The organism is Mesopusillimonas faecipullorum (assembly GCF_020539505.1).
GTDB classification, from domain to species: Bacteria; Pseudomonadota; Gammaproteobacteria; order Burkholderiales; family Burkholderiaceae_B; genus Mesopusillimonas; species Mesopusillimonas faecipullorum.
In genome coordinates, this window is record NZ_JACDXW010000013.1 from 1 (window position 1) to 12,890 (window position 12,890).

General features: G+C 60.6%; 14 protein-coding genes and 2 pseudogenes. 6 read left to right on the forward strand and 10 right to left on the reverse strand.

Annotated elements, in window-relative coordinates:
* Positions 1 to 1,426, forward strand: a 1,426-nt coding sequence (locus H0484_RS14620; protein WP_226955401.1) for a Tn3 family transposase, incomplete at its 5' end; no start/stop codon positions are given.
* 422 nt (positions 1,427 to 1,848) lie between these two features.
* Positions 1,849 to 2,733 (forward strand): 23S ribosomal RNA methyltransferase Erm, encoded by an 885-nt coding sequence (gene erm / locus H0484_RS14625; RefSeq protein ID WP_079391557.1) that lies wholly within the window; start codon positions 1,849 to 1,851, stop codon positions 2,731 to 2,733.
* 482 nt (positions 2,734 to 3,215) lie between these two features.
* Here erm and H0484_RS14630 read toward each other — a convergent pair.
* The 10 genes and pseudogenes from H0484_RS14630 to H0484_RS14675 form a co-directional block, all read right to left on the reverse strand.
* Positions 3,216 to 3,308 (reverse strand): annotated as a pseudogene (locus tag H0484_RS14630) (integrase core domain-containing protein); the annotation flags it as partial.
* Positions 3,309 to 3,451: 143 nt separating this feature from the next.
* A complete protein-coding gene (locus tag H0484_RS14635) occupies positions 3,452 to 6,367 on the reverse strand; it encodes a Tn3-like element IS1071 family transposase (protein ID WP_226955402.1) in 2,916 nt (971 codons plus the stop codon).
* A gap of 139 nt (positions 6,368 to 6,506) precedes the next feature.
* Positions 6,507 to 6,749 (reverse strand): annotated as a pseudogene (locus H0484_RS14640) (arsenic resistance protein); the annotation flags it as partial.
* A 94-nt stretch (positions 6,750 to 6,843) separates the two neighbouring features.
* Entirely contained in the window at positions 6,844 to 7,227 is a 384-nt protein-coding gene (locus tag H0484_RS14645; protein WP_226955404.1) for a hypothetical protein, read from the reverse strand.
* On the reverse strand, positions 7,224 to 7,553 hold the full coding sequence (locus tag H0484_RS14650; RefSeq protein ID WP_034372868.1) for a type II toxin-antitoxin system YafQ family toxin: 330 nt from the start codon (positions 7,551 to 7,553) through the stop codon (positions 7,224 to 7,226). The genes H0484_RS14645 and H0484_RS14650 overlap by 4 nt, the downstream gene beginning before the upstream one ends.
* Entirely contained in the window at positions 7,525 to 7,806 is a 282-nt protein-coding gene (locus H0484_RS14655; protein WP_034372871.1) for a type II toxin-antitoxin system RelB/DinJ family antitoxin, read from the reverse strand. The genes H0484_RS14650 and H0484_RS14655 overlap by 29 nt, the downstream gene beginning before the upstream one ends.
* A gap of 128 nt (positions 7,807 to 7,934) precedes the next feature.
* Positions 7,935 to 8,471 carry a 3'-5' exonuclease gene (locus tag H0484_RS14660; RefSeq protein WP_034377583.1) on the reverse strand — a complete coding sequence of 179 codons (537 nt, stop codon included), beginning with the start codon at positions 8,469 to 8,471 and terminating at the stop codon, positions 7,935 to 7,937.
* Positions 8,468 to 9,037, reverse strand: a complete 570-nt coding sequence (locus H0484_RS14665) for an HAD family hydrolase (RefSeq protein ID WP_226955406.1) — start codon at positions 9,035 to 9,037, stop codon at positions 8,468 to 8,470. The genes H0484_RS14660 and H0484_RS14665 overlap by 4 nt, the downstream gene beginning before the upstream one ends.
* Positions 9,038 to 9,069: 32 nt before the next feature.
* On the reverse strand, positions 9,070 to 9,273 hold the full coding sequence (locus tag H0484_RS14670; RefSeq protein ID WP_034372879.1) for a hypothetical protein: 204 nt from the start codon (positions 9,271 to 9,273) through the stop codon (positions 9,070 to 9,072).
* A 1-nt stretch (position 9,274) separates the two neighbouring features.
* Positions 9,275 to 9,829, reverse strand: coding sequence for a hypothetical protein (locus H0484_RS14675; RefSeq protein ID WP_034372882.1), 555 nt, complete (start codon positions 9,827 to 9,829; stop codon positions 9,275 to 9,277).
* 196 nt (positions 9,830 to 10,025) lie between these two features.
* Here H0484_RS14675 and H0484_RS14680 point away from each other — a divergent pair, with 196 nt between their 5' ends.
* From H0484_RS14680 to H0484_RS14695, 4 genes are all read left to right on the forward strand, one after another.
* Complete coding sequence (locus tag H0484_RS14680; RefSeq protein ID WP_034372885.1) at positions 10,026 to 10,652, forward strand: ParA family protein; 627 nt, start codon at positions 10,026 to 10,028, stop codon at positions 10,650 to 10,652.
* Complete coding sequence (locus H0484_RS14685; RefSeq protein WP_034372888.1) at positions 10,649 to 10,960, forward strand: hypothetical protein; 312 nt, start codon at positions 10,649 to 10,651, stop codon at positions 10,958 to 10,960. Before H0484_RS14680 ends, H0484_RS14685 begins: the two co-directional genes overlap by 4 nt.
* 144 nt (positions 10,961 to 11,104) lie before the next feature.
* Positions 11,105 to 11,416, forward strand: coding sequence for a ParC family partition-associated protein (gene parC / locus H0484_RS14690; RefSeq protein WP_034372891.1), 312 nt, complete (start codon positions 11,105 to 11,107; stop codon positions 11,414 to 11,416).
* Positions 11,417 to 11,663: 247 nt separating this feature from the next.
* The gene (locus H0484_RS14695) at positions 11,664 to 12,884 is read left to right on the forward strand and encodes a replication initiation protein (protein ID WP_034372894.1); all 1,221 of its coding nucleotides are present in this window, start codon (positions 11,664 to 11,666) and stop codon (positions 12,882 to 12,884) included.
* Positions 12,885 to 12,890: the final 6 nt, after the last annotated feature.

Below are 12,890 nucleotides of genomic sequence, written 5' to 3' on the forward strand. Positions count from 1 at the left end.
GCCTCTCGATGTGGAGCGCTTCATCGCCGACTTGCAGGCCGAAATGCGCGCGGCGCTGTCCACCTTCGACGCTGGCTTGAAGAAGAACCCATCCGTCCGGCTGAGCAGCAAGGGCGGTGGCTGGATCACGCTGACGCCGCTCGATGCGCAACCCGATCCCCCCAATCTGACCGCGCTAAAGGCCGAACTCAATGTCCTCTGGCCGATGACCAGCCTGCTCGATATGGTCAAGGAAGCCGATCTGCGGTTGAGCTTTACCGATGCCCTGAAAAGCCCGACCTCCTACGAGTCGATGGATCGCTCGGTGTTGCAGCCGCGCCTGCTCCTGTGTCTGCACGGCCTGGGCACCAATGCTGGCTTGCAGCGCATGGCCGGGCTGGATTCCGGCACCACGGCCCGCGACCTGGCCTATGTGCGCCGCCGTTACATCAGCGTGGACGCGATGCGCCGCGCGATTGCCATCGTCGCAGACGGCACGCTGCAAGCCCGCAACCCGGCGATCTGGGGTAGCGGCACCACCGCTTGCGCGTCGGACTCGAAACACTTCGGCGCGTGGGATCAGAACCTCACCACGCAATGGCACGTCCGCTACGGCGGGCGCGGCGTGATGATCTACTGGCATGTCGAGCGCAGCTCGCTGTGCATCCATTCGCAGCTCAAGTCGCCGTCGTCGTCGGAGGTGGCGTCGATGATCGAGGGCGTGATCCACCATTGCACCGAGATGGAGGTGGATCGGCAGTATGTCGATTCGCACGGCCAGAGCACGGTGGCGTTCGCCTTCTGCCGCCTGCTGGGCTTCCAGTTGCTGCCACGGCTGAAGGCCATCCACTCACAGAAGCTGTACCGGCCAGAGACCGGCAAGGCCGACGCCTACGCGAACCTGCAACAGATTCTGACCAAGCCCATCGACTGGGACTCGGTGCGGCAACAGTACGACCAGATGGTCAAGTACGCCACCGCGCTGCGCCTGGGGATAGGGGAAACCGAAGCCATCCTGCGCCGCTTCACCAAGAAGAACGTGCAGCACCCGACCTACAAGGCATTCGCTGAGCTGGGCAAGGCGATCAAGACTATCTTCCTGTGCCGCTACCTGCACGACGAGGCGTTGCGCCGGGAAATCAACGAAGGGCTGAACGTAGTCGAGCAGTGGAACGGCGCGACCGACTTCGTGTTCTTCGCCCGCCGGGGCGAGATGGCGAGCAACCGCCGCGAGGATCACGAGGTCAGCATGCTCGCGCTGCACCTGATCCAGAACTGTATGGTCTACATCAACACGCTGATGATCCAGAAGGTGCTGGCACAGCCGCATTGGCAGGGCAGGTTCACACCACGCGACTATGCCGCCCTGACGCCGCTGATCTGGGAACACGTCAACCCGTATGGTCGGTTCGATCTCGATATGAACACCCGGCTCGACCTGCCGTGATCGAGATGGCGGCTGGTGACACGACTGCTTGGTCTACCCCTTCTCGCACCGCATTGCGGACGATAGGAAGCGTTTGGCAATAGCGATCGGCTTAACCTACAATCCCTGGATGCATCAATCTGCATCTAGGGAGCTCGCAGAAAGGATATTTGCGCATATTTCAGAAAGCTGCCCGGCTCCAGATTCGGTCCGGTCGCGGCTCGAACTGCATTTTGTACACGTTAGGAATGAAATAGATGAGGCATCCTGGATCCGGTCTCAACCAGGCTTTAAGATTACTTGAGCACTTCAAGAGCGACTTCGAGTAGAATGACCGCTCCTTTCAGGAACTGAGCCAGCTATGGCTTTCCTCCGTGGCTTAGCTTACCTCGCCACCAAGTCGATTGATAGAATTTGTGGGTTGCCGCGAAAATCGTTCTCCGATGGTTCATAGACAAGACAAATTTTCATACCGCGAAGTACTGCCCGTCAATCAAGACGAACGGCGCCGCAAGTTGAGCCAAAACTTCTTGGTCGATCAACGAGCGATTTCGACAATGGTTGACGCACTGGAAGGAGACGTCCGCACTCCGGTGCTTGAGTTTGCGGCAGGAAGCGGCAATATAACGCGGAAGCTTGTATCCGGGGGATACAGTGTTTCTGCGGTAGAGCTCGATCATCAGCTTGCGTCCAAGTTGAAAGTCGACTTTGCTGGGAAAGCGCGTGTTTTCGAATGTGATCTCATGGCATTTGAACTGCCAACGGAGGCATTCAACATCGTGTCGAATGTACCCTTTCACCTATCCACTGATTTGCAGCGTCGGTTGATGATGGCATCACATTGGACGATAGCTGTCCTGCTTCTGCAATGGGAAGTGGCTAGAAAGAGAGCCGGTCTGCAAGGTGGCACTCTCGTCACAGCCGCTTGGTGGCCTTGGTTTGACTTTGAACTACTTGCCCGCGTTCCTGCACACGCCTTTCGCCCTGTTCCAAGAGTTGATTGCGGCATTCTTCGGATTCGGCGGCGTCCTCTGCCGCTCGTAGATGACCAAGTAGCGTATCAACAGTTTGTCGAGGCAGTGTTCACGGGACGCGGTCGCGGCTTGGGAAACATACTCCAGAAATTCCTTGCGAAGGGAGTTTTAGATTCTGTTGGCCGAGAGCAAAGTATTGATTTTAATGGCCTCCCCAAGGATCTAACTCCACCACAGTGGGTTGCCTTGTTCCGAGCGTTTTCTGCCTTCAAGAATACTAAATCTGGCACCTCCAACAATGGCAGAGCTGCGCCGAAGTTCACAAAGCGCACTCGAGACTACTCGCCCAGATAATTTCAACATTTGGTTCTCCCCAACCAAGGCCTTTGGTTAAGCACTGAGCGTCGCGCCTGTAGCATCACTACGTCATGTGCGTGCAGCCTGAAGCGGGCGTCGGCGGGCTCGTGGGCGTCGTGTTGGGCCATGACCGCTCGCGGCTGGTCACGCACAACCAACAACGGTAGGCCGCCGCTGAACTCCAGTGGCGCGATGACGCTCGCCCATTCCAGTCGACTGCAGACTGCAGTACCAAGTGGCGCAGGCGTACGTGGTGGTCGACGTGCGTCGTCCGACACAGCCACGGACACCTGTATGTGGCGAGTTGCCTCGCCAGTTGTGGCGTCACGCCGGCTCGCTTGAGTTTCTGGTTCGGCGCGGGGTAGTGACCTGCCCCCTTCAGCCATACCAACCGTTCGGCAGAAGTCCGGGTTGAATATTACTGGATCTCGTCGTTGGCCGGGGTCACTTGCCGAGCAGCATCGCCGGCATGCCGGCATGCCGGCATGCCGGCGATGCTGCTCGGCGAAGCGAGCCGGTGGTATCCGTCCGATGCTGCCGTGGGGCCGCACCTCGTTGTAGTCCCGCCTCCAGGGGTCTCCTCGTTTTCAGTGCAATAAGTGACGGTACGAAAAGCTAGCACTGGCGCGGAGGTGGTGTTGGTAGATCGTTGATTTCATTGACTTTCCTGTTCACTTTCAAATCTGCGATTCGTGGCGTCAAACCGTGGTCGGTTTCATCCATTGGTGCCAGTTATCGATGCATTTGGCCGCGAAGGCAGGATTTGGTCAGCATAGCGGTCAACCGGGAAGCGAAACACACCCCGCAAGTTGATGCTCTCCAGCCTGGTGGGCGCAATCTTCCCGATCAGTTCCGGTGGAATGACCTGGCGGCGGTTCGACCAGCGATCCAGGACCGCCTGCATCTGTGAGGTATTCCACGCCATCACGATGTTGGCCATCAGGCTCAACGCATCGGCCACAGCCTGCATTTCATCGACACGTTTGGCCTGCGCCGGGCTGATCCGGCCGGTATAAATGGCGCGCTTGAGGGCGTTAACAGCCTCGCCCCGATTGAGCACCCGGCGCAACTCGTTCCTGAAAGCGTCCTTGACAAAGTAGTCAGCCAAAAACGCCGTACGCAGCAACCGCCCCAATTGCACGCCAGCCTCATAGATTGGATCGCCCTGGGCGGCAGAACCGAACCGCGCAAGAGCTGCCACCGCACTGGCATGTCCGCTCATGACCGAGGCTGCCAGGTGCACCAGACTATCCCAATGCTTTTCGATCAAAGCGACGTCGACATTGGCTTCGCACACCGCAGCGATTTCTGCGGGCACTTTGGTGCCGCGTGGCACAAAGAGGTGGCGCTGTTTGAGTTCCTTCAACCGCGGGCAAAGATCAAAACCAAGCAAACGGGCATGTGACATGGCAAAGTCGGTGTAGCCATGGGTATCCACAGCAAGCTGGATGGTCTCCAGCTTTTCTTGGCGGATGACACCTTCAATGGCCACGCCCGCCTGGCGCTCATTGAGCACAAAGGGCTGCGCATGGAAGATGCCCCACCGGTCTTTTACATGGGAGTAGATTCCAATGGAAGGTGTGTTGCGCCGAGGATCAAGCCGGGCTTGCCACACCCGTTTGGTGGTCTCCATGCTCATCATGTCAGAAGATGCCAAATCGGACCGCCCCCAGGTGGCGGCAATCGGGTGTCGCTGCATGAATTCCAGCACAGCCTGGCAGGCCTGGCTCAGACGCCGTTCGTCCCGCGCCCAGCGCATGGCCTGGCGAATGCTGGTGGCAGACAATTGCGGAATCATGCGCGCGCATTCGACCGCAGTCAGACTGGTGCCGTGGGCCATGATGCCGGCATAGACCATCAGCAGCTCGTCGGTAGAGCGCGGCTCACGTCCGAGCATGATCCAGCTAAAGCGCACCTGGGCGTCAACGGCCAGAATCACTTCCGGCAATTGAACCTCACCGATGCGGTGATCCAAAGCCGCGCGCAGCTTGGTCACTTCTGGGTCTTCGTCCTCTGCGGGCAATGGCGACAAATGGAGTTCATCATCCACGCGCAGTACGCCACTGCGGGCTGCAGCGGCCACCGCATCGACACCGGCAGTTACTCTGGCCAGCAAAGGCTTCAAGAAAGTGGCAGCCTTGCTGGGTAACGATAGACGGGCATAGTGTTTCTTGGACTCTGCCTGCCAACGCTCGTCCGTGAAGAACAAGCGCGCACGACCCCGAAAGCTCAGGCTGTGCTCAATCCAGACCGAGCCATTGCGCACCGCGCGGCGCAGGGCAAACAGGGTGGCCACCTCCAACGCCTGAAACGCCCGTTCCCGGTCTGGGCTGGAGATCGAAACCTGCCAGATCATTCCCAGACTTGGTGCCACCACTTCAACTGGCAGCTTTCTGGATCCTTTGAGATATAAAGCTTGCAGCTTGGCAAGGTACTCGATGGCAGGATGCTCGCCGGTGGCCTGCCAGGGCAGCTTTGCAATGGCGACGAGCAACGACCGCACGGGGCGAATTCCATCAATCAATCCCTCGCGGACCAGGGAGGCCCTGCTCGGTGGTTTGCGTTTCTGGGTTTCGGTGATCAAGGCTTCAAGACGGGCACGCAACTCAGCATCTGGCACCGCACCTTGCGCGCTCAAGGCAACAAGTTCGCCGAGCAGCGTTTTGTACATTGCGGCCCAATTGACGGTAGCGGGGACATCGGCGGCAGCCTGACGCCACAGATCGGCGATCCGGCGCTGCACCATAAGGATCAACTGGTCTGTGGTGGTGAACAGGCAATACCGAAGAAAGCATGCGACCTCCACGGTGCGCGCTGGCTCTTTGATCTTGGCTCCGGCTGAGGGCGGCCTGGAGACAAGTCGGCGCGCGTAGCGGCGCAAGATGAGATCGGGGATGTCTGCCAGGTGCTTATGAACGTCCAGCGTGTAAAGCAGGTCGATGCGCTCCAGTACCTCGCTGATTTGGCGGGTTGAGTGTTTCGCCGGTGCAGCCCATAGCCAACTCTGCTGGGTTTGTCCATCTGGGCGCAGCTCTGAAACTGAGGCTCGCCAGCGATCAAGTGTTGCTGGATCAACGCTGGCGGCGATGGCGGTGCCTGTTTCAACTTCAAGCTGGGCAAGTGCCGCCGCAATCAGTGTCCGAATTGCCCGCTCGTGCACGATCACCAGCTTGTTCTTGTACAGCCATTGACGCGCCCGCACGAGTAGCTGATCGCGGTCGGCGCAGCGCGCCACTTCGTCGCGCAGTTCACGTACCAGTGAGCGGCGCTGGTGCTCGCTCATCCACTGGAATCCAAGGACCGTGCAGGCTACTTGTTGGTGATCGAATAGCGTGCGCCCGCGTTCATACATGGCTCTCAGCGAGGCGACTTCTGGTGCTGCAATGCCAAGCTCGTTGCCAAGGTGGCGCCACAAGGCTACTGGAATTACCCGAAAGGCACCGAGCAAACGCCCACTCATGCGCAGGAAACCAATATGGAGCGCCAGACCAAGCTTGTGGGAATCACCTCGGCGTGCATTGATTGCGTCGCGCTCGGCACCATCGAAGGTGAAAAATGCCTTCATCTCGAAGTCGCTGATATCGCGGGGGAGCCCACGCATCCCCAAAAACGTTGTGTGCCAACCCTGCATCGTGAACCTCAAAAGTGGGAGGCCACCATACCCGTTTACAAAGCGAACAGGAAAGTCAATGAAATCAACGGTCTACCCAGACCACCCCCGCGCCAGTGCTAGCTTTGCGTACCGTCACTTATTGCACTGAAAACGAGGAGACCCCACCGAAGTCCACCTTGACCAACATCGGGATGATCATTACCCAGATCAGCAAGCCCACCGGGAGATTGACCTGCGCAATCTCCATGCGACCGATGGACTGAAACGCTGCGGGGAAGAATTGACCAAGGGCGATGCCAATGACGATGCAGAGGAATACCCAGACGGTCAGATAGCGCTCAAAGACGCTCATCGGCAGACCTGCCGATTTTTTCAGTGTGGTTTCACATTGAGCTGACAAAGCATGACTCCCCGTTATGCGTCACGTTGCTGACCCAGCTCTCTGAGCTTGGTTTGCAGCGACATGCGGTCAATTTTTTCGATAGGCAGGCTCATCAAGAGCCGGATGCGATTGGCGATCTGGAACTGAGCATGTGAAAACGCGCGGAGCTGTTTTTCACGGTCGCCCTCGACCTTGGTCGGGTCAGCAAATTGATGTAGGCCGAGGGCGCGGTGGCCACCTTGTTCACGATGATCCAGAAGTCGCCCATCACCTTGTCGAGCGACGTGCCCAGCGGCACCGGGTTGCGCTTGCTCAGGGCCTTCACCTGCACACCCACGAACCGGGAGGCATCCCGGCTGTAGGCAATGATGTCTACCCCTCGCGCGTTGCGCGCCGTGGGCATGACGTTCCAGCCCATCAGCGAGAGCCGGTAGCAGTAGTAGTACAGACCGACGTTGCCGGTCAGTTGAGGGTCGAGGGTTGGATGCAGGCTCACGAGAACAGCTCGGAATGCGTCCCGCTGCGCACGAAAACGACCAAGCCGCTTTTGCCCGAGTCGTCGAGCGTGTAAATCAGCAGGAAGTCGCCGCCGATGTGGCACTCACGATGGCCTGCCCAGTCACCCGTCAGCGGGTGGTCGAGCCATTCAGGCGGCAGCGGCCCGTCGTTGGCGATCAGCAGCGTCATGGCCTCTTTCAGCCGGTTCATGTCGTACCGGCCTGAGTGGGACAGGCGCTGCCAGTCCTTGAGGAAGTCCTTGGTGTAGTCCGACGCGCGAGGCAGGTTCGCCCGCTTACTTGCGGCTGGCTTCTTCGAGGTCATTCAGCAGAGCATCAGCGGTTGCGAAGCGAGCGCGACGGCTCTTGATGATCTCGCTGGCCTCGGCGATGGCGACGCGGCTGGTGGCGTTCGGTGCCTTGAGCGCGAAAGGCAGTTCCTTGTCGGCGACGACGCGGGTCAGGAAAACGCGGATCGCATCGGAGACGGTCAGGCCCATCGAGGCCAGCGTTTCCGCAGCCTGCGCCTTGACGTTCTCGTCCACGCGAACGTGAACCATAGTGGTGGTAGCAGCCATGACGGCCTCCTATTGCGACTGATTGAGATACATTGTATCGCACGCCGCGCACAATCGCAAGGCGACACCCCTCCCCCCCCGGCTTCATGCGTGCATGTAGGTATATAGGTAGGTATATATATACCTACCTACAGCGACCACGGAAGGAGCTTGGCGATGTTGCGGGCATCGTCGAGGCCGCGATGGTGCGAGCCATCGAGCGGCAGGCCCACCATCTGCAACGCGCGGGCCATCCCCACTTCCTTGATCTTGCGGGCTTTGGCAAACCGGCGCTTGAGGTTGACATGCTCGAACGCTGCGAGCGGGTTCTGGATACCGTGCCGCTCGCAATCGCGGGCAAGCTGCTTGGCATCGAATTGGCCCCAACTGCCCCATGTTGCGCCCGGTGCCTGATGCCGTTGGGCGAAGCTGGCCAGCCTTGCTGCAACGGTCGGGAACAGCAAGGCCCCGTCCACGTCGGCCTGCTGGATGTTGGTGAGCTGCCGACAGAACGGCGTGAGTTGAGGGCGTACCACGGGGCGCACCAGCGCCTGAAACGTGTCGAGTACGCTGCCCTCAGCGGTGGCCCACACCGCGCCGATCTCAATGATCTCCATATCGCTTGCCGGGAGGCCATCGGCATCGTCGCAGGTGGCCTCAAGGTCGATGACCAGCACCGGAGTCACAGAATCCCCGCGAGGGCATCGACCAGCGACTGCCCTCCCCTGCGATCCAGCCAGCGCGCCTGCATCCCGAAGGCCTGCGGCCCGTCAAAGTCGCAGCGCTTGCTGTCGCCCACGAAAACCGTCTCGGCCGGAGCGCAACCCAGCTCGGCGCACGCGAGCCGGTACATCGTCGGGTGTGGCTTGGCCACCCCGACCTCGTAGGAGAGCACGTAGGCGTCCAGCTCGGGCACGAGGCTGCGCACGGCCGGGCCGTACTCATAGGCAAGGTTCGAGCAGACGGCAAGCCGCAGGCCTGCGGCCCGCGCTTTGGAGAGCACGTCGGCCACCTCGGGAAACAGGCGCAGGCCGGACAGCTCTTCGGCCAAGTCTGCTTCCATGATGTCCAAGCTGCTCTCTGCGCCCAGCTCGACGGCGATGGTCGCCATCGGCACGTTGCGCGTGAGGCAGGCGAACCGATCCACCGGCCGCCCTGCCGTGTCCACCAGACGCCCGTAGGGTGCCGGGCGCGTGGTGTAGCGGATCAGGGTGCCGAAGGCGTCAAAGACAATGGCTCTCGTGGGCTTCATGTATATATATACCTACCTATATACCTACATACCTACTCGAACAGCTCGCGCTCGAACTCGACGCCAGCTACCACCAGCGGCTCGCCGCTGGGCCAGCGCTTGGGCGGCTGGTGATCGCTGATGACCTGCACGTCGCTGTCGTCGTTGACCACAGCCACGTCGGCGGCGTGCAAAGCGGCTTGCTTGCTCGCGCGCTCGAAGCGGCAGGTGTTGGGGTCGAATGTCCAAAAGCGCATGTCAGCCTCCTTGGTCTTGAGCTTTGCGGCGCTCGTGCTCTTCGAGCAGCCGCTGGTAGGAATCGAATTCCGGGGTGCCGGGCGTGGCGAAGTTGGGCAGCATGACCAGCTCGAACTCTTCTTCAATCACCGGCCGTCCCTTCACCGGCTCGGGCATCAGGTCGGCGAGCAAGCGCAACACCGCTCTGGCCCCGGTGCGGATCGCGACGGCGTTCTTGCTGTCGGTGGCGGCATAGCCCTTTTGGATGCCGGTGCGAATGACGCCTAAGCGCTCGGCCAGCGTGTCGAGTTCGTACTGGGCTACCGACTTCAAGTGCTCTTCGTCCTGTTTGACGCGCCACTCTTTCCACTCTTCCTGCTCGGCCGGGGTGAGGATGGCGGCCACGTCGGCAGGTAGTTCGCGCGCTGCGCGGTCGAACTTGGCCACCACGCGCTGCACGTTCTTCCCCTCGGGGAAATCCGGCGTTACCTCGCGGACGCGGCGCAGGCATTGGACGGTTTTGCCATCGTGGTAGTTGCCATCTTGGTCACGGTGGCGGACGGTCTTGAACTGCATGGGCTGCGTTCTCTTCTTCTAGTTGGTTGCGTATGTGTAGAACTATACGCAAAAGCTCAAAAATCTGCTACTATTCGCTTGCGGTCGGTAGGTATATATATACTTACCGAGTCACAGGGCCGGGGATGCACCCGGCAGGTCGAGGGCCAGCCGCCGCGCTGCCCATTGGTATGTATATACATAGATAGGAGCACCCATGATCTTCGCGTGTGTCAACACCAAGGGCGGCGTCGGCAAGACCACGACCGCCGTACATCTGGCAGTGATGCTGGCCCGTCAGGGCAAGACGCTGCTCATCGACGGCGACCCGCAGGCCTCGGCCGCGAGCTGGGCCGCATGGCGTCGTGAGACGCAGTACGACCCGTCGCCCACTACCACCTGCCTCGCTGGCAAGGCGATCTTGGCCGAGGGCAAGCAACTGGCCACCGGCTTTGAGCACGTTGTCGTCGATGCAGGCGGCCGTGATTCTGTTGGTCTGCGCTCCGCGCTGCTGCTGGCCCAGCGAGCCGTGATCCCGGTCGGTGCGTCCAACCTTGACGCCGCCGCGATGACCGACTTGCTCGAAGTCGTCGAGCTGGCCCGTGACTACAACCCGGAGCTGGACGTGCGCGTGCTGCTGACCCGTGTCGATCCCCGCACCAAGGATGCGGCTGAGATGCTGGAATTCTTGGCCGAGCAGAAGTTGACCGTGCTGCCCACCAAGGTCTGCGAGCGCGTTGCCTTCCGGCGTGCCATCGGCGAAGGCGCTACGGTGCAGGAGCTTGGCCGCGACCAAGCCGCGATCAGCGAGATGGAAGCGTTCTTCCGCGAGGTGATGGCATGAAGGCAAAACCCGACATCGGCTTTGCCCAGCGCAAAGACTTGAACGAGTTTTTGGAAAGCGGCGCTGCTGATCGCGCCGAAAAGCCTGCTGCGGCACCAGTTGCTGCGCCACCGGCTGCAACACCGCCCGTGGTCGAGGAAGGGCCGCGCTACGGCCGCGCTCGGGTGCAAAAAATCTTCAACTTCCCCGAAGAGCTGGCTGATCGGCTGCGCGAGGAAGCGCTCGCACGATCCAAGCAGAAGGGCGGCAGGGTCACGGAGAAGGACATCGTGATCGAGGCGCTGGAAGCCTTCCTCAAGGGCTTATAGGTATATATATACCTATCTATGTATATATATAACGATTTCCAGTATGGACTATAGTCCATACAAGTGACGACACCAACACCATGTAGCGACAGGCGCAACGAATTCTGATATTGTTGCGATTGGGCGCGGTATAGGGTATAAACGATGCTGACGACAACTGCTAGTGTGGTCGCGCCGAAGGTTTTGAAGGAACTCATCGCCGCTGGGTCGGTTTCCGCCGCCCGAGTGGAACCCGGTGACAAGGGCCTTCTGATCGTGGTGCGGGCCGGAATGAATGAGCGAGTGCTGGGTGCTGCCCGTGGCGGCCTTCGGTACTTCCAGAGTCTCGACGGCGCTGCAAGCGTTTTGCAGGGCTACGGGATCATGAAGTTTGATGTGAACACGGAGCACTGGGTGCCCAAGACGATGGTGCGCGGCTACAAGCAAGCCCCGGCGTCTTTGGATGCCGACGAGTGACCGTCATGGCAAAGGAGAGAGCTGACCAGACAGCAGAAAACTGGAGAGTCAGAAACGACAAAGCCCGCTTTGGCGAGCGGGCCTTGACAGATAAACCGGGCAGGGTGCCCAGACAAATACAGCGTTCGCTTTGGCGGGTGAACTCTGTACCAGTGCAATAAAGCGACTGAAAGTGCTTCCATTGTACGAGTCTTAGCCCCTGCACGCAAGCGTGCGCACGCCCCTACGGGACGTGTGATGAGGGGTTATGGCAGGTACAACGGCACAGACACGAGACAACCAGACCGCAGATCGCTTTTTCCAGTCGGGCACCGCGCTCAATCGCGTGCTCACGGAAGCGCCCTATCTGCCGCGTTGCTCTGACGACAAGACGGCCACCCGCGTCCGGCCGCGCGAATACGCCATTCGCTACCCCTACATGCAGGTCAATCGGCCCGGCTTTGTGAGCTGGCTGATCTTCGACCTCGACCACACCAAGGCGATGATCTGGGAGGACGCTGGGCTTCCTGCTCCCAATCTGATCGTCCGCAACCGCCAAAGCGGCCACAGCCACCTCTACTACGCGATTCCCCCGGTCTGCACGACCGAGGCCGCCCGCAGCAAGCCCATCGCGTACATGAAGGCCGTCTACGAGGCCTTCGCTGCCCGGCTCGATGCCGACACCGACTTCCACAGCGGCCCCGTGGCCAAGACGCCCGGCCATCCTTGGTGGCTGACGCACGAGCTGCACGCCCACGTCTACGAGCTGGGGGAGTTGGCCGACTACGTGGACTTGGCTGTGTCCAGCCCGTGGGGGAAGGGGCCGCAGTTCGACGAGGTGAGCCATTCCCGGCACTGCATCCTCTTCGAGCACCTGCGCCACTACGCCTATTCCATCGTGAACCGTGAGCGCGAGCGCGGCTCTTTTGCCACCTTCACGCGGCTGCTCGAAGCCTATGCGCACAACCGCAACAGCTTCCAGAAGCTGGGCTTCATGGACAACCTGGCCCAGTCCTCACTCAAGGCCACGGTGAAGTCGGTCGCCCGCTGGACGTGGGATCGCTACACCGGCTGCGGCCGGTGCCACCGGGGCGTGATGCAGCTCGACAAGGACTTGCCGCTGATCGAGCGGCAGCGCCTCGCCGCCGCCCGCACCCACGACGTGCGCCACAAGGCCACCGAGTCCAAGGTGCGCGCCGCGTGCCGCCTGCTGCAACAGAAGGGCGAAGCCCTCACGCAAGCCGCTATCGGCCGCGTGGCGGGCCTCACAAGGCAGACGGTGGCCACCTACAAGCATGTGCTCGAAGAAGTGCTCAAGCCCGTCGCCGTGGCGATTTTGGGGGGCGCTTCGGGCAAGGCCGAGGATGTTAAACATGGTGCACATCAGGTAACTGCCGCCCCGCAGGGGGCCGGGGTTCCGGGTGCTGCTTCGGTGTCCCTTGAGCTGTTTCCTGCTGGGCCGGGTGTCGTGCCTGTGCTGGATGGCTGAGATGGA